This window comes from Cohnella candidum (genome assembly GCF_003713065.1).
Taxonomy (GTDB): domain Bacteria; phylum Bacillota; class Bacilli; order Paenibacillales; family Paenibacillaceae; genus Cohnella; species Cohnella candidum.
Genome location: NZ_CP033433.1, coordinates 1,780,903 through 1,800,953 on the forward strand (window position 1 = coordinate 1,780,903; position 20,051 = coordinate 1,800,953).

Annotated in this window: 17 protein-coding genes and 1 pseudogene; 2 read left to right on the forward strand and 16 right to left on the reverse strand. The window is 60.6% G+C overall.

Going from position 1 to position 20,051, the window contains the following annotated elements:
* Positions 1–19: 19 nt before the first annotated feature.
* The 13 genes and pseudogenes from EAV92_RS08395 to EAV92_RS08455 all read right to left on the reverse strand — a co-directional run bounded on the left by EAV92_RS08395 (position 20) and on the right by EAV92_RS08455 (position 13,859).
* A complete protein-coding gene (locus EAV92_RS08395; RefSeq protein WP_123040642.1) occupies positions 20–1,375 on the reverse strand; it encodes a sensor histidine kinase in 1,356 nt (451 codons plus the stop codon).
* Complete coding sequence (locus tag EAV92_RS08400) at positions 1,372–2,073, reverse strand: response regulator transcription factor (protein ID WP_123040643.1); 702 nt, start codon at positions 2,071–2,073, stop codon at positions 1,372–1,374. The genes EAV92_RS08395 and EAV92_RS08400 overlap by 4 nt, the downstream gene beginning before the upstream one ends.
* Before the next feature lie 13 nt (positions 2,074–2,086).
* Entirely contained in the window at positions 2,087–3,349 is a 1,263-nt protein-coding gene (gene chrA, locus EAV92_RS08405; protein WP_123040644.1) for a chromate efflux transporter, read from the reverse strand.
* On the reverse strand, positions 3,346–4,995 hold the full coding sequence (locus EAV92_RS08410; protein ID WP_123040645.1) for a serine/threonine-protein kinase: 1,650 nt from the start codon (positions 4,993–4,995) through the stop codon (positions 3,346–3,348). The genes chrA and EAV92_RS08410 overlap by 4 nt, the downstream gene beginning before the upstream one ends.
* Positions 4,996–5,154: 159 nt before the next feature.
* The gene (locus EAV92_RS08415) at positions 5,155–6,183 is read right to left on the reverse strand and encodes a 23S rRNA (cytidine(2498)-2'-O)-methyltransferase RlmM (protein WP_123040646.1); all 1,029 of its coding nucleotides are present in this window, start codon (positions 6,181–6,183) and stop codon (positions 5,155–5,157) included.
* Complete coding sequence (locus tag EAV92_RS08420; protein ID WP_123040647.1) at positions 6,180–6,953, reverse strand: ABC transporter ATP-binding protein; 774 nt, start codon at positions 6,951–6,953, stop codon at positions 6,180–6,182. The genes EAV92_RS08415 and EAV92_RS08420 overlap by 4 nt, the downstream gene beginning before the upstream one ends.
* Positions 6,950–7,285, reverse strand: coding sequence for a thioredoxin family protein (locus EAV92_RS08425; RefSeq protein WP_241158481.1), 336 nt, complete (start codon positions 7,283–7,285; stop codon positions 6,950–6,952). Before EAV92_RS08425 ends, EAV92_RS08420 begins: the two co-directional genes overlap by 4 nt.
* On the reverse strand, positions 7,278–7,634 hold the full coding sequence (locus EAV92_RS08430; RefSeq protein WP_123040649.1) for a cyclic-phosphate processing receiver domain-containing protein: 357 nt from the start codon (positions 7,632–7,634) through the stop codon (positions 7,278–7,280). Before EAV92_RS08430 ends, EAV92_RS08425 begins: the two co-directional genes overlap by 8 nt.
* Positions 7,631–8,470 carry a deoxyribonuclease IV gene (locus EAV92_RS08435; protein WP_123040650.1) on the reverse strand — a complete coding sequence of 280 codons (840 nt, stop codon included), beginning with the start codon at positions 8,468–8,470 and terminating at the stop codon, positions 7,631–7,633. Before EAV92_RS08435 ends, EAV92_RS08430 begins: the two co-directional genes overlap by 4 nt.
* 3 nt (positions 8,471–8,473) lie before the next feature.
* Positions 8,474–9,291 (reverse strand): annotated as a pseudogene (locus tag EAV92_RS08440) (Fpg/Nei family DNA glycosylase).
* A 14-nt stretch (positions 9,292–9,305) separates the two neighbouring features.
* Positions 9,306–10,169 carry an HAD-IIA family hydrolase gene (locus tag EAV92_RS08445; protein WP_241158482.1) on the reverse strand — a complete coding sequence of 288 codons (864 nt, stop codon included), beginning with the start codon at positions 10,167–10,169 and terminating at the stop codon, positions 9,306–9,308.
* Positions 10,162–11,577, reverse strand: coding sequence for a ribonuclease H-like domain-containing protein (locus tag EAV92_RS08450; RefSeq protein ID WP_123040651.1), 1,416 nt, complete (start codon positions 11,575–11,577; stop codon positions 10,162–10,164). The genes EAV92_RS08445 and EAV92_RS08450 overlap by 8 nt, the downstream gene beginning before the upstream one ends.
* On the reverse strand, positions 11,574–13,859 hold the full coding sequence (locus EAV92_RS08455; protein ID WP_123040652.1) for a DEAD/DEAH box helicase: 2,286 nt from the start codon (positions 13,857–13,859) through the stop codon (positions 11,574–11,576). Before EAV92_RS08455 ends, EAV92_RS08450 begins: the two co-directional genes overlap by 4 nt.
* 273 nt (positions 13,860–14,132) lie before the next feature.
* On the opposite strand from EAV92_RS08455, the gene tlp reads away from it, so the two are divergent.
* The gene (tlp, locus tag EAV92_RS08460; RefSeq protein ID WP_123040653.1) at positions 14,133–14,357 is read left to right on the forward strand and encodes a small acid-soluble spore protein Tlp; all 225 of its coding nucleotides are present in this window, start codon (positions 14,133–14,135) and stop codon (positions 14,355–14,357) included.
* Positions 14,358–14,419: 62 nt separating this feature from the next.
* On the opposite strand, the gene metH is transcribed toward tlp, so the two are convergent.
* Positions 14,420–17,860: a methionine synthase gene (gene metH, locus EAV92_RS08465; protein WP_123040654.1), complete on the reverse strand. Its 3,441-nt coding sequence runs from the start codon at positions 17,858–17,860 to the stop codon at positions 14,420–14,422.
* 217 nt (positions 17,861–18,077) lie between these two features.
* Here metH and EAV92_RS08470 point away from each other — a divergent pair, with 217 nt between their 5' ends.
* On the forward strand, positions 18,078–18,620 hold the full coding sequence (locus tag EAV92_RS08470) for a 1,2-dihydroxy-3-keto-5-methylthiopentene dioxygenase (protein ID WP_123040655.1): 543 nt from the start codon (positions 18,078–18,080) through the stop codon (positions 18,618–18,620).
* A gap of 79 nt (positions 18,621–18,699) precedes the next feature.
* On the opposite strand, the gene EAV92_RS08475 is transcribed toward EAV92_RS08470, so the two are convergent.
* Together EAV92_RS08475 and EAV92_RS08480 are read right to left on the reverse strand one after the other, a co-directional pair.
* Entirely contained in the window at positions 18,700–19,491 is a 792-nt protein-coding gene (locus EAV92_RS08475) for an HAD family hydrolase (RefSeq protein WP_123040656.1), read from the reverse strand.
* A 12-nt stretch (positions 19,492–19,503) separates the two neighbouring features.
* Complete coding sequence (locus EAV92_RS08480; protein ID WP_123040657.1) at positions 19,504–20,022, reverse strand: hypothetical protein; 519 nt, start codon at positions 20,020–20,022, stop codon at positions 19,504–19,506.
* Positions 20,023–20,051: the final 29 nt, after the last annotated feature.

Below are 20,051 nucleotides of genomic sequence, written 5' to 3' on the forward strand. Positions count from 1 at the left end.
GATCGGCTTCGCCATCCGTTTATAGAGTGCGCGGAAAATGGATCGAGATCGTCGTGCCGCTGCTCGGCTTGCTGAACACGTCCACGCTGCCTTCGTGCAGGTCGATGATCCGCTTGGCGATGGACAACCCCAAGCCGCTGCCGCCGGTTAATCGATGCCGCGCGGAATCGACCCGGTAGAATCGCTCGAACAAATACGGGATTTCCCCTTCCGGGATGCCGATCCCGTAGTCGGTCACTTCCAGCTTTACGCCGGTCTTGTCCTGCCGAACGCGCACGTCGATCGGCTCTTTGCTGTACTTGATCGCATTGTCGATCAGGATCAGCAGCAGCTGGCGGATTTTATCCTTGTCCCCTCGCATCGGGACCGACTGGTTCGACGAATGCACGCGGATATCCCGGGCGAACGTCGTGCCCAGCATTTCCGCCAGCTCCTTCACCACGCTCGTCACGTTGAACCGGGACACGCTCACCCAATCGTCCTGCTCCGCTTCCGCCAGCGTCAGCATCGATCTCGTCAGCTTTTGCAGCCGTTCGGTTTCCTTGCCGATCGCTTCGATCGCCTCGTCGCGCACGGCTTCGTTGTCGCGTCCCCATCTCTTCAGCATGTCGGCATAGCTGCCGATGACGGTGAGCGGGGTTTTCAGCTCATGCGAAGCGTCGGCCACGAACTGCTTCTGATGCTCGATCGTCCGGTCCAGCCGGTCGATCATTTCGTTGAACGCCCGGACGAGCTGCTGGAGCTCGACGGATTCTTCCCGTCCGTTCAGCTTCACGCGATGCAGCTTCCCGCTTCGGTCGATCTCGCGCATCGTTTGCACCATTTGGGAAATCGGGCCCGTCATGCGTGACGTGAACCAGTATGTACCGAATATCGCGACGACGATCGCTCCGGCGCTGGTGGCGGCAAGAACGCTGACGAGAATCTGGATGTAGCTGTCCAGCACGGTCAGCCTGCGCGCGCCTTCCACGGCGCCCACCAACGTTCCGTCCTCGTATAAGGGAACGGTCAAGAAAATGATCCGCTGCCCGTTCACCTGCAAGGATTCGGACTTCAGCGCGGACGGATTGCCGAGCGGGAGATTGAGCAGCTCTTTATCAATGCCGACTTTATTGACGACGCCTTTGTCTTTCAGCACGATCCGGAGCATTTCGTTGGCGTTGTACATGTCCGTGAGCAGCTTCGGATCGTCGTATCGCGACATCCCTTGCTTGCGCAGCGCCTCCACGACCAGATCGGCCTTGTTGGCGAGCAGTTGGAGCTCCCCGCGCGTCGTCACCCGAATGACGAAAAAGTAGACGAATATATTATACAGGATCAGGATGAAGATGAGCCAGAATACGGTAAAGAGAGTAAACCGGGCTCTCAGCGTCATGCGTCCGGCTCCTTCAGCATATAGCCGACACCGCGGACGGTGTGGAGAAGCTTATGTCGGTAGCCTTTATCCATCTTCTGCCGCAAGTAGCGGATATAGACATCGACGACGTTCGTATCGCCGATGTACTCGTAGCCCCAGACGTCGGACAAGATTTCGTCGCGCGTTTTCTCTTCGTTTTTGTGCCGGGCCAAATAAAGCAGCAGCTCGAATTCCCGCGGCGTCAAGTCGATGGAATGGTCTTTGCGGTACACCTTGCGGCTGATGAGCTCGATCGTCAAATCCCCGATTTTCAGCGAGTCCTCGCTCTCCCCTTCGCGGGAAGCCTTGAAAATACGCAAAATGTTCCGCACCCTCGCGAGCAGTTCTTCCATGGCGAACGGCTTCGTGATGTAGTCGTTGGCCCCGTGCTCAAAGCCGCTGACTTTGTCGGGAACCGTGTCCCGAGCCGTCAGCAAGATGACGGGGACGGTGGAATTACCCTGGCGAAGGCGGCGCAGCACCTCGATGCCGTTCAGCTCGGGCAGCATGACGTCCAGCAGGATGAGGTGCCAGTCGCCGGATTGGGCCATTTCGAGACCCGTCCTTCCGTCCGCGGCGCGCCCCACCTCGTATCCCTCGTGCTCCAATTCAAGCTGCAGGATCCTTGCGATTCCGTCCTCGTCTTCGATGATCAGGATGTTCTCTTTGTCTTTCACGGGGTACCCCTCCTTATGTCATAGACTCGATGATCCATCCGGCCGCCGCGCAGGCGGCCACGATGAGCAAAGGCGGTATCTTCTTGTAAAATAATATGGCGAAAGCGGCGCCTGCGACGGCGATATCGGCCGGATGATGCACCGCGGACGTCCACACCGGATCGTATAACGCAGCGCCCAGAAGCCCGACGACCGACGCGTTGACCCCGGCCAGCACCGCACGTGCCGACCGGTTGTTCCGCAAACGTTCCCAATAAGGCATGACGCCCGCCACAAGCAGGAACGAAGGCAGGAACACGGACGCCAGCATCGCCGCGGCGCGGACGATGCCCGTGAAGCCTTGGGACGACGCTGCGCCCACGAACGCGGCGAACGTGAACAGCGGGCCCGGGACGGCCTGGGCCGCGCCGTATCCCGCCATGAACTGGCGTTCGTCCAGCAAGCCCGCTTTGACCGATTCGTGCTCCAGCATCGGAAGCACGACGTGTCCGCCGCCGAAGACGAGCGATCCGGCCCGGTAGCCGATGTCGGCGATTCGGGTTAGCGGCGTTTGCGTCATCTGCGCCAGCCAAGGCAGCAAGAACAGCAGCAAGCCGAACAGCGACAGAAAAGCGACCGGAGCGAACCGGAACTTGCGGCTGACCGGAACGGTCGACGGTTCAGCCTGATCTTGAAGCTGCCGCTGCCGATCTCCGGGAACCTGGCTCCGCAGCAACAGCCATCCGGCGACCCCGCACAGCGCGAGCGGCACGAGTTGGCCGGCCGTACCCGGAAACGCCAGGACTGCCGCTGCCGTGATGAGAGCCATACAGGCACGAGCCAAATCGGGAATCAGCGTCCGCCCCATGCTCCAAACGGCCTGCGCGACCACGGCGACGGCGGCCAGCTGGAGCCCATGGATCAAGCCGGAAGCGGACTCGTTCACCGCAGCGAAACCGTATGCGAACAAAACCATCAAAACCGCCGAAGGAAGCGTGAATCCGGCCCACGCGGCTAACGCACCCGGTATTCCCGCCCGGCGCATGGCGATCGCCATGCCGAGCTGGCTGCTCGCCGGGCCGGGCAGGAACTGGCACATGGCGGTCAAGTCGGCGAAGGCCGACTCGTCCAGCCAGCGCTTGCGGCGCACGTAGGTTTCCCGAAAATAGCCGATATGCGCGACGGGTCCTCCGAACGAGGTGAGTCCCAGCTTCAGGGCGGTCAGCCCCGTCTCGATCCAGCCGCCCGTTCGGACGGGCGCCGCCGCTTGGCTCGCGATTTCGCTCTCTTGTCTCATGTCCCCATTGTAGCACGTTTCGCGAAGGTCTGAAAAACGCGCTCGCTTCCTTGCCTTCCCATAACCTCCTCCGCCCATGTTTGAAACGCACGGCCGCTTGTCTCCAAACCGGCTTTGCCTGCCGGATACCCTTCGCCCGTCCAGACGGTTCGGGAAACGCATTCCCCCGGCACCCGGTGAAGCTTAGAGATCGGGGGCGTCGGAAAACATGCGAGCCACTCGGAGCGTTCCGGAAAGGAATGATCCCGATTGGCGATCCATCCGCTCAGGATGCCGTTTCGCGCCGCCCGCTCCCGGATCGCTTCCGCTGCAGCTTGCCTGCGTGGCGTCCATTTGGCGGGATGGCTGTCCGCCACCCACCACAGCGATTGGATACCGGACCGCTCGAGCCATTCCGCCGTGCCGCCCTGCTCCCAGCGGCTCGATACGTCCAGCAGGACAAGCGGCACGCCGAGCCTGCGAAGCCATTCGCCGAAGGCGGGGTCCGGCTGCAAGGGACTTACCCCTTGAGGATTCGCCGGGTATAGGCTCGCCTTCGCTTCTCTCCAGGCGGGTAAGGCCGGCCCCCTGCCGGAAGGATCGGCGAACGCCGCATGACGGGGCATTCGGCGCGCGCCGTCCAGCAGGGCGTGCAGTTCCGGCTCTCCGGCCGGGAATTCGACGACGGCGTGGGCGATTCCGCGGGAGGACAAGAAGGCGGACAAACCCAGCGTGGAGAAGGTGGCGCCTGCGCCGGGATACGCCGACAGGACGGCCGCTATCGTCACGCCATCGTGCGCTGCTTCCGTAGGTTTCGGCGTATGTACCCAATCCGCTTCGCAGCGGTTCCATCCCTCCTCGAGCTCCCGAATGCGCCGCTTCAATGTCTCCGCGTTCTGCGGACGCATACCGGGGTTGTCCGAGAGCAGCTCATCCAGCAAATCAAGGAAGCCGGCCGGCACCTCCGGCTGGAGCTCGCTCCGCAGTGAGCCGGTCCTCTGATAGGCTGAACGGCCTCCGGATAATAGGTAATAAGCGAGCGCACCCCAGCCGTATAAGTCCGAACGGGCGTCGGTTTGCAGGCCGCGAAGCTGCTCCGGCGCGGCGAACGCGGGGGTGCCCAGCCGCTCCGTATCTGCTGCGGCTTCCGGCCGGTACGCCCGCGCGATGCCGAAATCGACCAACACTGCCCGGTCGAGGGAATCGATCAGCACGTTGGAAGGCTTCAAATCGCGGAATACGATCGGCGGCTGCCTGCCATGCAAATAGCAGAGCAAACCGCACAACTGCTCCAAGTAACGGAGTACTCTGGCGTAAGGAAGCCTGCCGCCGCTCCGGGCAAAGACGTCGCCAAGCGTGTCCCCGGGCACGTACTCCATGACGAGTACAGCCCACCCGCTTTCGTCCGGCGGAAAGTAATCCACGATGTCCGGCAGATTCGGATGCTGCAGGTCGGCCAGAATTCGGGCTTCCCGGATGAAAGCCTCACTCTCTGAGGTCAGGGTGCACGTCAGCTTGAGCGCCCTCAGCTTGCCGTTCAAGCGAAGATCTTCGGCCAAATATACGCTGCCCATGCCGCCCCGGCCGATCTGGCCGACGATTCTGTAGCGATCACCCCACACCAAGCCTGCAGCCAACGCCGGTATCGCCCTTCGCTGCGCTTCCATCGCTTTCCCCTCCTTATTTTCACGCTATTCGGCCAGCTCACCATTGCCTGTAAACGCAAAAATCCCGCCGCCGGCGGCCGGTACCCCTTGCGGGGAAAACCGGTGCCGGGAGCGGGATGCTTTCCCGATCCGATGTGCCATACTGTTGCCTAAAAGAAGTCAAGGCTTCCTGCGTACCCACATTGTAACTTCTTCGCGATTGTGAAACAACTGCTTGACCCTGCGGACGTCGAAATGCTCGGAATAGGCTTCCGTAAGCTCCCGGAGGGTCTGGAACGGCTTGCGGTACATCAGCTTGAGCGTGATGATCCCGGAGCCTCCCGCCGACAAGGCGGGCGACAAGGCGGAGACAAGCCGGCACGTCCGATGCGGATCCCAGCTCATGTCGCAGACGAGCAAATCGAACGTCCCCGGCGGAAACGACAATTCCGCCGCGTTCTTCTTGAGATGGTGAAGCCTTGGATGGCCCTTCAGCGAAGGATCCATTTCCGCCGGATCCACCGCCGTTACTTTCAGCCCCCGATCCAGCAGCACCGATGACCAGCCGCCGGGAGCCGCGCCCAGATCGAGCGCGTTATTGAACCGGTCGAGCGGCAGCCGAAAGGCTCGTTCCGCTTCCAGCAGCTTGAACGCAGCACGGGATAGCAAGCCTTCCTCCCGGCGAAAGCGAATCGCGCCGCCCGGCCAGTCCGACAGGTTGTTTCGGGGCTCCGAGCAGCCGAACAACAGCGTCTTGGGCGAAGCGTACAGCGACACGATCCAATCCGCGTCCTGCAGCACGGGCTCTCCGCCCGCTTCCCGGACGACGCCCGCCGCGATATCCCGCGCTTCCGCCGACGTGAACGGAAACGGACTGTTAACGGCCTTGCGGACCTGTACGGCCACTTTCCGGCCGTTCACCTTGTCTGCCAGCGTGCGCGCATAAGCCACGATGGCATCTGCCGTACTTCCGGGATCGTCTGTTAACGGAACCTCGGCGTCGAGGGGAAACAGATGGCGAAGGAACACGGGCTCGTCGCGGCGGATTTCCTTCAGCCATTCCTCCGTATCCGATACGCCGGGCGAAAATCGGAACGTCTCGCCCGAAAGCCCGGACACGGAGGAGCCGGGAAAACGGCGGCGCAATTCTTCCATCGCATAGGGAGCGAATCCCGGATTTGCCGTTCCGATGAATGTAACAGACGTCATCGTCCACCTCCGACCCGAATCCACGGACGTCCTTCCGACCAGTCCACCTGCAGCGGCAGATCGTAAGCTTGCTGCAGCAGTTCCGGCGTGAGCACGTCCTCTTTCGGCCCTTGGGCGGCCATCCGGCCTTCGGCCATCAAAGCGACGTGAGTAAAGAAAGGGACGATTTCTTCGATATGATGCGTGACGTATAACATGGACAAATCCGGGGAAACGAATCCGGACAACGTATCCAGAAACTTCTCGCGTTCGTACAGGTCCAGCCCCGCGCAAGGCTCGTCCAAGATGAGCAGCTCCGGCGACGCCATCATCGTGCGGGCGAGCAGCACTTTTTTGCGTTCACCCTGCGACAGCGTACCGAAAGGCTGGTTCGCCGTCCCGAGCAGGCCGGTCCGTTCCAGTTCCCGCAGCGAGCGTTCCTTGATTTCTTCGGGCACTTCCTGGTAAATCCGCAGGAAAGCGTAGGCCCCGCCCGCGACGATCTCCCAAACGGGATCGCGCAGCGTGAATTTCTCCATGAGCGAAGGGCTGATGTATCCGATTTTCTTGCGGACTTCGCGGACGTCTACCTGTCCGTACCGGTTGCCGAGCACATCCACGGTTCCCGTCGTTGGGAACAGATATCCCGTGATCATTTCCAGGACCGTCGTCTTCCCGCACCCGTTGCGTCCGAGCAGCGTCCACCGCTCTCCCGCTTTGACGTGCAAATCGACGCCCTTCAATATTTCTTTCTCCCCGCGGCGCAGGGTCAATGCGTTCAGTTCAATCATGGCAGCTTGGTCCTCCCCTTCAAATCCGCCGCTCTCAATCGCTCCACCAGCTCGGTAACCGACCCGAACCGGTAGCGTTTTTTGACGCCTCCGTCGGGCCGCTTGATGAGCAGGCACGGCACGCTTTCGATTCGGAACGTTTGCGCCAGGTCCGGCATTGCGTTCAAATTGGCCGCGGCTATCGGAAGCTCCGGCATCATCTCTATGACGACGTCCATCATCCGGCGGGCGGCTTTACATGTCCCGCATAGCGGCGTATGTACGAATACGGCGAGCGGTCCCGGAGCGGCGGTCCATTCCCGCCGCCATTCCGAAGGCTCCCATTCACGCACCGCCGCCGCCCCCTCCCGCACGCAAAGCGGCTTCCCGAAGCACGCTCTCCGGCATCGGGCCGTCATGGATGGCGACGCCGGGCGGTTCGGCATCCCTCAGCAGCTTCACCATGTGCGCACGGCCCATGGGGCTGGAAGAATGCACGTAAACTTCTTTCGGATATTTCCCGCTGACGATGATCCCTTTCACGACCGCCGCGCCGTTGGGCTGCCCGTATCCAAGCTCATAGTCCAGCGAGAGGATGCCGACCTCGCTCTCCGCGAGCAGCAGCAAACATTCCTCCGCGGATCGTGCGAGGACAAAGCCCGGCGGGCAAGGACGCAAATCGTCCAAATAGACGTGGATCATGTCGGTTCCTCCCCGTTCCATCTTTTCGCGAGCGCCAATTGTTCGCGGTGCGTTCCGCCCGTCTCCTCCGGCGTCTCCAACAGAAGAGGGACGCGGCGGATTTCCGGCGTGGACAGCATTTCGCGGAAGCCATCCTCCCCGATAAAGCCTTTGCCGAGAACGGCATGCCGGTCCCTGCGGGAACCGGACTCATATTTGGAGTCGTTCAGATGAACCGCCTCGAGCGCATCCCAATAACCGAGAGACCTCGCCCTTTCCGCGAAAGCTTCCCATTTGCCCGGTTTCCATTCGCCGCTGGCGAAAAGATGGCACGTATCCAGGCAGAACCCGATCTTTCCGGGCTCCGCGCACAGGCTTCGGATTTGGACAAGCTCTTCCGGCGTCGTGCCGAATATGCCGTGGTCGCCTGCCTGGTTTTCGAGCAGGATTTTGGCGTCGCCCGTCCATGCGGAAGTGACGGCGTTCAGCCACTGGATGATATTCCGATACCCTTGCAACGGGTCGGTCCCTTTATAAACGCCAAAGTGCACGACAACGCCGATCGATCCGCACGTATTCGCGATGTCCAGATCATTCAGCGTGGACAACGCCATCGTCTCCGCCGCTTCACCTTCGGCCGCCGGATTGACCGGATATGGGCCGTGGGCGATCGAGGAAACGGCGTTCTCCCTGCACCATTCCGCGCAGGCGGCGGCGTCGCGCCGATCAAACGGCTTGACGTGCAGGCTGCGCGGGTTTTTCGGAAAATACTGAAAGGCGTTTCCGCCGATCGCGGCCGCCTGTACCGCCGCGCCGCGGTAGCCGTCCCTCGTGCTGACGTGAGAACCGATCCGCATGCATTATCCCACCTTTTGGCAATGGGGACAATAGAACATTTTGCGTCCGGCCGTTTCTCCCTTTTCGATGTCGGTCCCGCACCGGACGCAGGGCTCCCCTTCCCTATCATATACCCGGCACCGTCGTCGAAACCTCCGGTCAGGGTATCCTCCGGGGTCAGCGGGCGGTCCATGTAGCCGCCGTATTCCGCCGCTTCCGCCAGCACTTTGCGCATCGACGCGAACAGGCGGTCCGTCGCCTCCCGGTCGAGCGAGGGAATCGGCGTCTCGGGGTGAATACACGCGTCGAAGCAGATTTCGTCGCTGTAGCAATTGCCGATGCCGGCCAGAAACTTCTGGTCCGTAAGCGCCGACTTGAGCTTGCCTTTTCTCGGTTTCAGCCGACCCCGGAACGATTCCGGCGTCAGCCGCGGATCGAAAGGATCCGGTCCCAGGCTTCTCAGTTGCTCGTTCACCTGCTTCGCGCTCAGGCGGTGCAAATAACCGAGCCGGAGCCCGCCGAAAAACAACCGGTTGCCGTTCTCGAACCCGAGGATCACCTGGAATTCGCCGTCTTCCTTCGGCCCATCCACCCCGTAGGCCATCCATCCGCCCAGCATGAGATGAAGCACCAAACGGAATCCGTCGTCGAGATGAAAGATCAATTGTTTGCCCCTGCGCTCCACGAACAGGATGCGGCGGTCCGTCAAAGCCCGCCGGAACTCATCTTCCGGCTCGTTCACCGACTTGTCGCGATTCACGGCGACGCTGACGATTTTCTGTCCCGCCAAACGCTCGCCCAGCAGCTTGCGGTATGTTTCCATTTCCGGCCATTCCGGCATGGCAATCTTCCTCTCTATTCGCTTCGCTTCGATGTCGGCAGCATCCGTTCGAGCTGTTCCAATCCGGCGCATACCGCGTCCGGTCGGACGCCGGCGGCCCTGCACTTGTCTTCCCAATCGTCGGCCGAACAGAGTCCGGTTAACGTCAGGACGGACGGGCATCCGGCGTTTACGGCAGCCGCGATATCCGTGAACGGATTATCGCCGACCACCCAAGCCTCTATCGGCTCCACGCCGGCCCGTTTCAAGGCGAAATCCATTAAAATGGCGGACGGCTTGCCGATCACGACCGGTTCCTTGCCGGAAGCGGCCGATAGCGACGCGCCCAAGCTTCCCGCTCCGGGCATCAGCCCGCCGTCCGTCGGCAGCAGCCGGTCCGGGTTCGTGAGCAAATATGCGGCTCCCTCCAGCATATGCCGAACGGCAGCAGCCAGCTTTTCGTAAGAGAATTTTCGGTCGATCCCCTGCACCACCATATCTGCGGGACCCTCATCGCCTTCGTCCACGATCCGGATGCCGGATTCGGTCAGCGCTTGATTCAAGCCGGCCTCCCCGATGACGAAAGCACGTCCGCCCGGCCGCAGCCGGCTCGCGTAATCCGCCGCCGCCAGCGCGGAAGTGATCACTTGCCCCGGCTCCGCGGGAATCTCCATCTTCCGGAGATGTGCCGCCACATCCTCCGGCGTGCGGGAGGAGTTGTTGGTCACGAACCAGCAAGGGATGCCGGCCGCCGCGAGCCGCCGGATCAATCCGTCCGCCCCAGGCACCCTTTCTCCTCCCCGGTACAGGGTCCCGTCCAAATCGAACAGGAGCGCCTTGGGTTCCGGCAATTCCCGATGTTGGGCCAAGGGGCCGTCCCCCGGTCGTTCTTCAATCATCCAGCCAGCCTCCCGTGTCCTCTGCGGTGTTTCGCGACCGTTTCTCTCCGGCCACTTGCCCGAAAGCCGCCCGAAACAGCTTGCGTTGCAGCCTTTCGATGCGCTTCTCCAGGCGCTGCCTTTCTTCACGGGCCGCCGGCGTCGGCCGGAGCAAAGACAATCTGCGATTGGTCAGCGCCAGCGCCGACTCCGCGTATCGCAATGCCGTATCGTAATCCTTAACCCGGTGTTCGAAATGGATCGCGAGCTCGAGATGGGCTTCGATCTTCGGCAGCCGCGACTTTTCGGCGAGCGCGGCCGCCTGCTCCCACATCGGAATCGCCCGTTCCCAATGGCCGAGCCGCTTATATTTCGCCGCAAGCCCCAGCCGCCAGCCGGCATCGTCGCCTGCATCCTTTTCCTGCAGAGCGGCCAGCAGATCGTATAAGCGGCGTGCCTCCTCGGTTTGCCCGTGCTGCTCCAGCCAAGCTCCGGTGCGAAAGCGCTCCTCGGCATCGATCGGATCGGGAGCCGCACCGCCGAGGCCGCCGCCGAGCAAATGCCCGAAATGGACGGCCAGGGAGACCAGCGTCAGCACGTCTTTCTCGTTATGGACGTATACGCCCGCCAAGTGCTCCGGATCTCCGTCCCGCAAAAAGCGCATGTACAGCTCCGGCGCTAAGGCGCCGGCCACGTCGAAGCCGCGCACGATGCCGAGCCGTTCCTCCTCGATCGTTCCGAGGCGGCAACTGGGCAGCGTGTTTTTCCATAACGCGCGCGACGGGTGCAGGAAGTCCAGATGCCCGGGCTCGGGCCCGCTTCTTCTCCATCCGTTCAGAATGAACCGGCCGACGAGCACCGGCCAGTCGAACGATCTTCCGTTGTACGTCACCAGATGCGTGACGCCGGCGAATTGGCTCGTGAGCCAGGTCAGCATGGCCCTTTCTTCGCCGGGGTGACGGATGAGGGTCTGCTCCACCACGAATGCGCGGTCCGTGCAGCGGCCGATTCCGATCATGAACGGAACGTTGCCCGTGCCCACGCCGAGTCCGGTCGTTTCGGTATCGAGGAACAGCAGTCCCTTCGCCTCCGGAACCGGCACGTCGGGCGATAATTCCACCCGGCGCCGGGCTCCCCGGGTTTTCCCGTTCTGCCGGCATGCGACAGGATGCAGGAACGGAGCGCAGCCGGCCAGCTCCTCAAGGCCATACCGGCCATGCCGGTATGGAAACGGGTAAACGATCCTCCGAAGCAGGAAGGAACCGGCTTCGTTGGTCACTTCTTCGACGCCGAGCCTTCGGAAAGCCGGATGAAGGCCTGGCTCTTCATCGGACACGGCGGCTGCCGCCGGTTCCTCCTTCGGGGCCTCGCTCTCCTCCGCCTTCGCCGCGGCGCGAAGCCGCTCCAGCCTCTCCTTCAGCCCGCTCATGACGGCGTCCCGAGCCCTTCCAACAGCGACAAGGCCAAATCCTTGCCCAGCAGACCGACCTCTTCGATCGGCCCGACGCAGGCGGGACAGCCGCTCAGGCAGCCGCAGCCCCGAATGAGATGACCCGCTTCCTTCAGCAGCTCGTCATGCAGCTCGTACAGGCGCTGGCTGAGGCCGATGCCGCCCGGGTAACGGTCGTAGAAGTAGATCGTCGGACGTTTGTTGTGGACATCCTTCACCTGGGGCACGACGCGAATGTCCTGCGGATCGCACATCAGGTGCAGGGGAGCCAAATGCACGAGCACGTTGGCCAGACCGAGCAGCGCCATCTGCATGTCGTTGGCGGAGCGTTTGGCGGTCTCCTCTTCCGAGAAGGAGAACCAGTAGCCGCTCGTGTGCAGCTCCTCTTCCGGAAGATGGATGGGACCCGATCCGATGTTCTCGTGCGTGCGCAGGCGGATCTTTTTGAAAATGGTCGGTTTGGCCGTCACCATCACTTCGCCGTACTGGCGCATCAGCGGGCCGGACGTCTTCTCTTGGTCCACGTGAAGCACCTTCAGCTCGGTCGCCAGGTTGGCGTCGGTGAAGTAGTCGACGTTGACCTCGCGGACGTACGCCTTCTTCTCGGGGTAGTCCAGCTTCTCCACCTGGTATTGTACCCCTTCGTGCAAGTAAATCGCTTCCTCATGGATCAGCGTCGGCGCGCCGAAACGGTCCACTTCGCCGATGACGCGGTGCCCTTCCGTCATGTCGATGATGACGAAGTTTTCCTGCGCGGCGGACCGGAGCGAAATGTTATGGGCGGGAAAGCCCTGCTCCATCCAGTACCAGCGCGTGCCGACGCGATGCAGCACCTTCTCTTCGGCCAAAAACTCCAGCAGGTCCGACAGCTTCTCTTCGCCGAATTTGTCGCCTTGCTCGAAAGGCAGCTCGTAAGCCGCGCATTTGACGTGATCCAGAAGGATGAGCAGGTTGTCGGGATGGATCCGGGCTTCTTCCGGCGGCCTTCCGAGGAAGTAATCCGGATTTTGGATCAAGTATTGGTCCAGCGGGTTCGAGCTCGCCACGAGGAACGTCACGGAGCTGCCATGCCGGCGTCCCGCCCGGCCGGACTGCTGCCAGGTGCTCGCGATGGAGCCGGGATAGCCGTTCAGCACGCACGCTTGCAGCTGCCCAATGTCGATGCCGAGCTCCAGCGCGTTCGTGCTGACGACGCCGCGGATTTCCCCGCTGCGCAGCCCGCGTTCGATTTCCCGCCGCAGCTTCGGCAGATATCCGCCCCGGTAGCCCCGGATCGATTTGGTGCCGAGCTCCCGCTTCACCAGCTCCTGCAAATACGTGAGCAGGATTTCGACCCGTACGCGGCTGCGCGCGAACACGATCGTTTGGATGCCGTCCTTCAGCAAGGAACCGGCCAGCTTCTGCGATTCGAGTACGCTGCTGCGGCGGATGCCGAGCTGCTTGTTCACGACCGGAGGGTTATAGAAGACGAGGTGCTTCTCCCCCGCCGGCGCGCCGTTGTCGTCGTTCAGGTCGACGGATTCGCCCACGAGCCGTTCGGCATGCTCTCGCGGATTGCGGATCGTCGCGGAAGCGCACAGGAACAGCGGGTTGCTTCCGTAAAACTTGCAAATCCGCTTCAGCCTGCGAATGACATTCGCCACGTGGCTCCCGAACACACCTCGGTAGGCATGCAGCTCGTCGATGACGATATAGCGGATATTCTCGAAAAGTTTTACCCATTTCGTATGATGCGGAAGAATGGCGGAATGCAGCATGTCCGGGTTCGTCACGACGATATGCCCGGCGTTGCGGATCGCTTGCCGGACCGTCGGCGGGGTGTCCCCGTCGTATGTATGCGTCTTGATGTCGACTTCCATCAGGTTGGCCAGTTCCTGCAGCTCGGCGACCTGGTCCTGCGCGAGCGCCTTCGTCGGAAACAGGTACAGGGCCCGGGCGCTGTCATCGTGCAGCAGCGTCTGAAGGACCGGCAAGTTGTAGCAGAGCGTCTTCCCCGAAGCCGTAGGCGTTACGGTTACGACGTTCTTTCCGGCGGCCACGCTTCGGAACGCGTTCGCTTGGTGCGTATAGAGCTCGCGGATGCCTTTCGAGGCAAGCGCCTGCGAGAGTTTAGGATGGATTTCGTCCGGCAGGAGGACGGTCCGGGACGGCCGCGCCGGCTGCGTGTGCCAGTACGTCACGTTCTCCATGATGTCCTGCCGAGTCCGCAGATGCGCGAGCCACTCCTCCATCGATTCGGTTTTTCCCGTTAAGCGGTTCAATTTCCCCGCCTCCTTACAAACTGGTTTCTTTATTGTACAGAATATATGTTCGCCCAGCAATGCGGGAAAGCTCCTTATTTTCGACAAAGAGTCCGGTTTTCGGTACCCCGTTTCCCCGGATTCGCCCGAAATCACCTTCGCTTGACATTCCGTGTCTGTTCCTGCGCTTTCCCGGGAAAAGTTTTCCCGCCGCGCATAAAGGCGAAGCGGATTTGCCACCCTATGCACGGGTCAATACACGCATCCCGATAGGGCGACAAGGAGAGATCGAACATGGCCAAGCCGGACGACCGTTCGGACAACGTGGAAAAGCTGCAGGAAATGGTGCAGAACACGATCGACAACCTCGAGGAATCCGAAGATTACCTCGATGAGCATGCGGAAGAGATCGCACCCCAGGAACGCGAAGCGATCGAGCAAAACAACGATAACAGACGCGAAAGCATCGAAGGCTTCCGCAGCGAAATTCAAGACGAAGCGCAGCACGAAGGGCAGTAATACGGCGAAAGGGATGCCCCCGAGGGGCATCCCTTTATTTATCGCGTCGGGCGATTCGCCGATCAGGACTTATCCACGTTGAAGTACTGGGCTTCCGGGTGCGCGAACACCATGGCGGATACGGAAGCTTCCGGGTCCATCATGAAGCCTTCCGTCAGTTCGACCCCGATATCCTCGGGATGCATGAGCTCGAACAGCGGGCCTTGCATTTCGAGGTCAGGGCATGCCGGATAACCGAACGAAACGCGAATGCCCTGGTAACGCGCGCCGAAACGCTGCTTCATCGTCATGTCGGCCGGATCGGGGAAGCCCCAATTGTCGCGCATGATCTGATGGACGCGCTCCGCGAGGCCTTCCGCCGTTTCAAGCGCCGTCGCCAGCAGCACGTGGGAACGGAGATAATCGCCGTTTTGTTTCCACGTCTCCGCCTGCCCCCTTGCGCCTTGGCCGGCGGTGACCACGAGGAATCCTACCGTGTCCATGACGCCGCTCTCCACGGATTTGAGGAAATCGGCAAGGCACAGGAACGGTTCCACCTGTTGGCGAGGGAAGCTGAACCGCTTGAGCACTTTGGTCGTATCCTGAGGGTCGTACACGATGACGTCGTTGCCTTCCGACTGCGCCGGGAAGAATCGGTACATCGCCTGAGGCTTCAGCCAGCTGTTGCCTTCCGCTTCCCTAAGGATGCCGTCGATCGATTCCTTCAGCTGTACGGCTTTCTCGTCCCCTGCCGCCAGCAGCTCTTCCACGTTGCCTTTGAGCCCGAGATGGTGCCCCATGAGCATTTGCAAGTTCACGTAGGGCAGCACGTGCGCGAGCGGATAGTTCCGCAGGACGTGCCGCTCGAAATCCGGCGGCGTGAATACCGGGGCATCCTGCGAAATGTTCGAACGCCGGGTGCGCGTCGCTTCCGGCAATTCCTTCGGCTTCTCTTCCTCTTCCGCCAGCTTGGCGAGCGCGGCTCGATGCTCCTCTTCGATCTTGGAACGCTGCTCGGGATCATTGAGCTTGTTCGCCAGGTCAAGGCCGTCCATGGCGTCCTTCGCGTACAAGACGACGCCGTCGTATTCCGGCGAGATTCTCGTTTTCGTGAACTTGCGGGTTAGCGCGGCGCCGCCGACGAGAATCGGTGCGTCGATCCCCGCGGCTCGCAAATCCTGCGCGGTCACGACCATTTGCTGCGCCGATTTGACGAGCAGGCCGGAAAGCCCGATCGCGTCCGGCTTCTCCGCGCGGTAAGCTTCGATCAATTGCTCCGGAGGCACTTTGATGCCCAGGTTGATGATCTTGTATCCGTTGTTGGAGAGGATGATCTCGACGAGATTTTTGCCGATGTCGTGTACGTCGCCTTTGACGGTGGCGAGCATGATGGAGCCTTTCAGCGCGGAATCGGATTTCTCCATGTGGGGCTCGAGATGGGCGACGGAAGCCTTCATGACTTCGGCGCTCTGTAGCACTTCGGCCACGATGAGCTCGTTGTTGTTGAACAACCGTCCCACTTCGGTCATGCCCGCCATCAGTGGCCCGTTGATGATTTCGAGCGGCGGATACTTGCCGAGCGCCTCATCCAAGTCGGGAATGAGCCCTTCCTTGCTGCCTTCCACTACATAGCTGGCCAACCGCTCTTCGAGCGGCAGGTTCACGGCCTTCTGCTTCTTCTCGACTTTCTTCTCGCGGAAAGCCGCGACGAATTCCGCCAGCGTCCCGTCGTTCGTGTTGTAGAGCAGTTCCTCGGACAAACGGCGCTCTTCTTCCGGAATCGAAGCGTACCGCTCCAGCTTCTCGGTGTTGACGATCGCGTAGTCCAGCCCGGCCTTCGTACACTCGTAGAGGAAAACGGAGTTCAGCACTTCGCGGCCGGCTTCGGGCAAGCCGAACGAGATGTTGCTGATGCCGAGGATCGTCTGGCACTTGGGCAGCGCTTGTTTAATGAGCCGGATGCCTTCGACCGTTTCCTTCGCGGAGCCGATGTACTGCTCGTCGCCGGTGCCGACAGGAAACACGAGCGGATCGAAAATGATGTCCTCCGGCTGCAGGCCGTATTTGTTCACGAGCAGGTCATGCGAACGGATGGCGACCTCGAGCTTGTCTTGCCGGGTGATCGCCTGGCCGCGTTCGTCGATCGTTCCGACGACGACGGCCGCTCCATACCGGTGCAGCACCGGAACGACGCGTTCGAACTTCTCTTCCCCGTCCTCCAGGTTAATCGAGTTGATGATCGATTTGCCCTGAATGTATTTCAGCGACATTTCCACGACATTGGGATCCGTCGAGTCGATCATGAGCGGGACTTTGACCTTCTTGGTGACGAAGGCCAGGAATTCTTTCATGTCCGACGTTTCGTCCCGGTCCGGGTCCTGCAAGCAAACGTCGATGACATGCGCTCCGTTCTTGACCTGGGCGCGGGCGATTTCGGACGCTTCCTCGTATTTGCCTTCGGCGATGAGCCGTTTGAATTTGCGGGAGCCGAGCACGTTCGTCCGCTCGCCGACCATGTAAGGCCGGTTGGCGTCTTCGATGTAGACGGTCTCGATGCCGGACACGGCCGGCGGATGCTCTCCTTCAATCCGGCGCGGAGTCACGTCCTTCATCGCTTCCGCCATCGCTGCGATGTGTGCGGGCGTCGTGCCGCAGCAGCCGCCGGCGACGTTAATCCATCCTTGCTCCGCGAATCCCCGCAGCTTGCGGGCGAGCGATTCCGGCGATTCGTGATACTGGCCGTTCTCGTCGGGCAATCCGGCGTTCGGATAACAGCTGACCGCCGATTTCGCGATGCCGGACAACGTGCGGATATGGTCGCGCATGAATTCGGGTCCCGTGGCGCAGTTCAGACCGACGGATACCGGGTTCAAGTGCTCGAGAGAAATGTAGAAAGACTCGATATTCTGTCCGGCGAGCGTCGTGCCCATCGGCTCGATCGTGCCGCTGATCATGATCGGCAGCTCGCGGCCCGTTTCCGCGAACGCGTTGCGGACGCCGATGCTGGCCGCCTTTACGTTGAGCGTATCCTGGCTCGTTTCGATCAGGATGCAATCGACGCCGCCTTCGATCAAGGCGATGACCTGCTCATGGTAGCTGCGCACCAGCTCGTCGAAAGTAACGCCGCCGGTAACCGACAGCGTTTTGGTTGTCGGGCCAAGGGCGCCTGCCGCGTAGCGCGGCTTATCCGGGGTCGAAAATTTATCGCAGGCTTCCCGCGCCAAACGGGCGGCCTCCAAGTTCAGCTCTCTCGCTTTTTCGGGTATGTCGTATTCGGCCAGCACGACGCTGGTCGCGCCGAACGTATTCGTTTCGATGATATCGGAACCCGCGGCCAAATAGGCCTCGTGAATACCGGTAATGACGTCCGGACGGGTGAGCACGAGCATTTCGTTACAGCCTTCCAGCGCCTCGCCGCCGAAATCCTCAGCCGTAAGATCCGCCTGTTGAATCATGGTGCCCATCGCACCGTCCAAGATGAGAATCCGCTCTTGCAAAAGATCTTTCAAAGGGGTTTTGCGCATGTTCCGGGTTCGTCCTTTCCTGCCGAGCCAGCATCCATCCGAATGGTTTCGTTTTAGTGTATCAGAATTGAAAATGCTTGAAAAGAAAAACGATCTTAATTCCTACTGAACACCTAGGAATTGATGTCGACAAGGCGGCGGATTTCCACTATAATCAAGGTTGCGGGCAAGACCGAACGGCGAATAAGCCGATTCCAAAACGAAAGCAGGGATCACGATGGCAGAGGTTCGGATTCGCAACACGAACGAACGCATTGCGGGCGAAGAGCAAGTGAAGGCTTTCCTGGAAAGCCAAGAAGTGCTTTACGAACACTGGGACACGGACAAACTTCCGGAGCCGCTTCGGGAGAAGTTCACGTTGACCGATGAAGAGAAAGCCGAAATTTTGGCAACTTACGATTCTGAAATCCGGGATCTCGCGGCTCGCCGCGGCTATCAAATTTGGGACATCATCACGCTGTCGGAGGCGACTCCGAACATCGAAGAGCTGCTCAAAAAGTTCGAAGCCGTGCACACGCACACCGAGGACGAAATCCGCGCCATCACGGCAGGGCGCGGCATCTTCATCATCAAGGGCAAAGACGACGTCGGCTATTTCGATGTCGAACTGACCGCCGGCGACGTCATTTCGGTGCCGGAAAACAAGCCGCACTTCTTCACGCTCATGGATAACCGCAAAATCGTCGCCGTACGCCTCTTCATTGAGAAAGACGGCTGGATCGCGGAGCCTTATGACGATCCTTCGTTCGTGAAAGCTTAACGATTAACGTCATTAAACAAACGAAAAGGTTGAGCCGGAGCGTTAGCGCTCTCGATCGCTCAACCTTTTTTATGTTCGCTTAGGATTCGATGATGCGGAATAAGGGCTCCAGGTCCGCGGCTTCATAAGCAGGCACGATGCTGTCGTCGCGGCTGACGCCGTGGCGGTTCAGCCACAAATTTTTCATGCCGACCCGGTTGGAGCCGAGAATGTCGGTCGTGAGCTTGTCCCCTACCATGATGCCTTCATGCGTTTCGATACCGAGCAGTTCCATGGCGTGCCGGAAAATCGACGGTGCCGGTTTTCCTTCCCCGAAATCCCCGGAAATGACGATATGGTCGAAGTAACCGGCCAGCTCCGGTACGCCGTCCATCTTTTCTTGCTGGAGATCGGGCGAACCGTTCGTCAACAAGAGCAGCTTGTACTTCCCTTTCAGCCTGTCCAGCACGCTGAACGTTTCTTCGTAAACGATCGGCCGGTTCCGGCGTTCGGAGAAGAACATTTCCCCCAGTCGGAATCCGAGCTCAGGGTTGTCCACTCCGAGCGCGCTCAGCCCTCTCGTCCACGCTTCCGTCCGGTATCCCGGAGCCAGGCGCTCCAGCTTGCGGAACTCTTCCTGCTTGCCGCCCGTAAAGCGGGCCCAGAGTCCTTCAAAAGGATTAATCCCGATCATTTGCGTAAACGGGAACGTCTCATAGGATTGGTACAAGGCGCGGGCTTCGCGCCGAACCGCTTCTTCCAGCTCTTGGGGATGAATGGCCGGTACCTGCTTGGCCGCTTCGGAGCACACCGCTTCAAACGTTTCTTTGACGCTTCTCTCATCCCATAGAAGCGTATCGTCCAAATCAAACAGAACGGCTTTAACCGTCATCTTTCCGACTCCTCACTTTTGCTTGACTTCCAACTCCACGCGGTTCGCTTCAGCGAACGACTTCAGGCGCTCTCCCATCGTATCGATCGGGAACCTGTTGATGAACTTCGAGAAAACCCAGTTCGTGCCTTTGGCCGGCTCGATCACGACGTAACCCGGGGACAGGACGATCTTGCGGATGTCGCCCGGACGAAGCGTCCGATAACCCGTGAACTTGCGGGTCTCCAACGTATCTCGGGTCACGCCCAGGTACGGGCGGCGCATAAAATAGAAAAGCGCCAGCAGCGCATAACAGCCCAACGTCACCCAGAACATCGTGGTGTCTTGCTTTACGTCAGTCGCCCAAGGAGCGAACACGACGACGTAGAATACCATCAACAAGATGAGCAGCGCGGGAAAAATGAAGTTGCGGCCCGAAAATTTCTCCACTTGCGCGGTTTTCGACGACAGAGACGGCTTGCCTTCTTTTTTGCGGCGTTTATCCACTTTCTTAGCATTGCGTTGAACCATTCGTTCCCAAGAGCGGGACATGACGTTCCTCCTGTTCGCAGGTCTTCTCG

Excerpts from the sequence above, each read along its gene's own strand:
- tlp (WP_123040653.1), top strand. The coding sequence starts at position 14,133 with ATGGCCAAGCCGGACGACCGTTCGGACAACGTGGAAAAGCTGCAGGAA.
- EAV92_RS08395 (WP_123040642.1), bottom strand. The coding sequence starts at position 1,375 with ATGACGCTGAGAGCCCGGTTTACTCTCTTTACCGTATTCTGGCTCATC.
- EAV92_RS08450 (WP_123040651.1), bottom strand. The coding sequence starts at position 11,577 with ATGAGCGGGCTGAAGGAGAGGCTGGAGCGGCTTCGCGCCGCGGCGAAG.
- EAV92_RS08470 (WP_123040655.1), top strand. The coding sequence starts at position 18,078 with ATGGCAGAGGTTCGGATTCGCAACACGAACGAACGCATTGCGGGCGAA.
- EAV92_RS08410 (WP_123040645.1), bottom strand. The coding sequence starts at position 4,995 with ATGGAAGCGCAGCGAAGGGCGATACCGGCGTTGGCTGCAGGCTTGGTG.
- EAV92_RS08480 (WP_123040657.1), bottom strand. The coding sequence starts at position 20,022 with ATGTCCCGCTCTTGGGAACGAATGGTTCAACGCAATGCTAAGAAAGTG.
- EAV92_RS08475 (WP_123040656.1), bottom strand. The coding sequence starts at position 19,491 with ATGACGGTTAAAGCCGTTCTGTTTGATTTGGACGATACGCTTCTATGG.
- EAV92_RS08435 (WP_123040650.1), bottom strand. The coding sequence starts at position 8,470 with ATGCGGATCGGTTCTCACGTCAGCACGAGGGACGGCTACCGCGGCGCG.
- EAV92_RS08445 (WP_241158482.1), bottom strand. The coding sequence starts at position 10,169 with ATGATTGAAGAACGACCGGGGGACGGCCCCTTGGCCCAACATCGGGAA.
- chrA (WP_123040644.1), bottom strand. The coding sequence starts at position 3,349 with ATGAGACAAGAGAGCGAAATCGCGAGCCAAGCGGCGGCGCCCGTCCGA.
- EAV92_RS08430 (WP_123040649.1), bottom strand. The coding sequence starts at position 7,634 with ATGATCCACGTCTATTTGGACGATTTGCGTCCTTGCCCGCCGGGCTTT.
- metH (WP_123040654.1), bottom strand. The coding sequence starts at position 17,860 with ATGCGCAAAACCCCTTTGAAAGATCTTTTGCAAGAGCGGATTCTCATC.
- EAV92_RS08420 (WP_123040647.1), bottom strand. The coding sequence starts at position 6,953 with ATGATTGAACTGAACGCATTGACCCTGCGCCGCGGGGAGAAAGAAATA.
- EAV92_RS08415 (WP_123040646.1), bottom strand. The coding sequence starts at position 6,183 with ATGACGTCTGTTACATTCATCGGAACGGCAAATCCGGGATTCGCTCCC.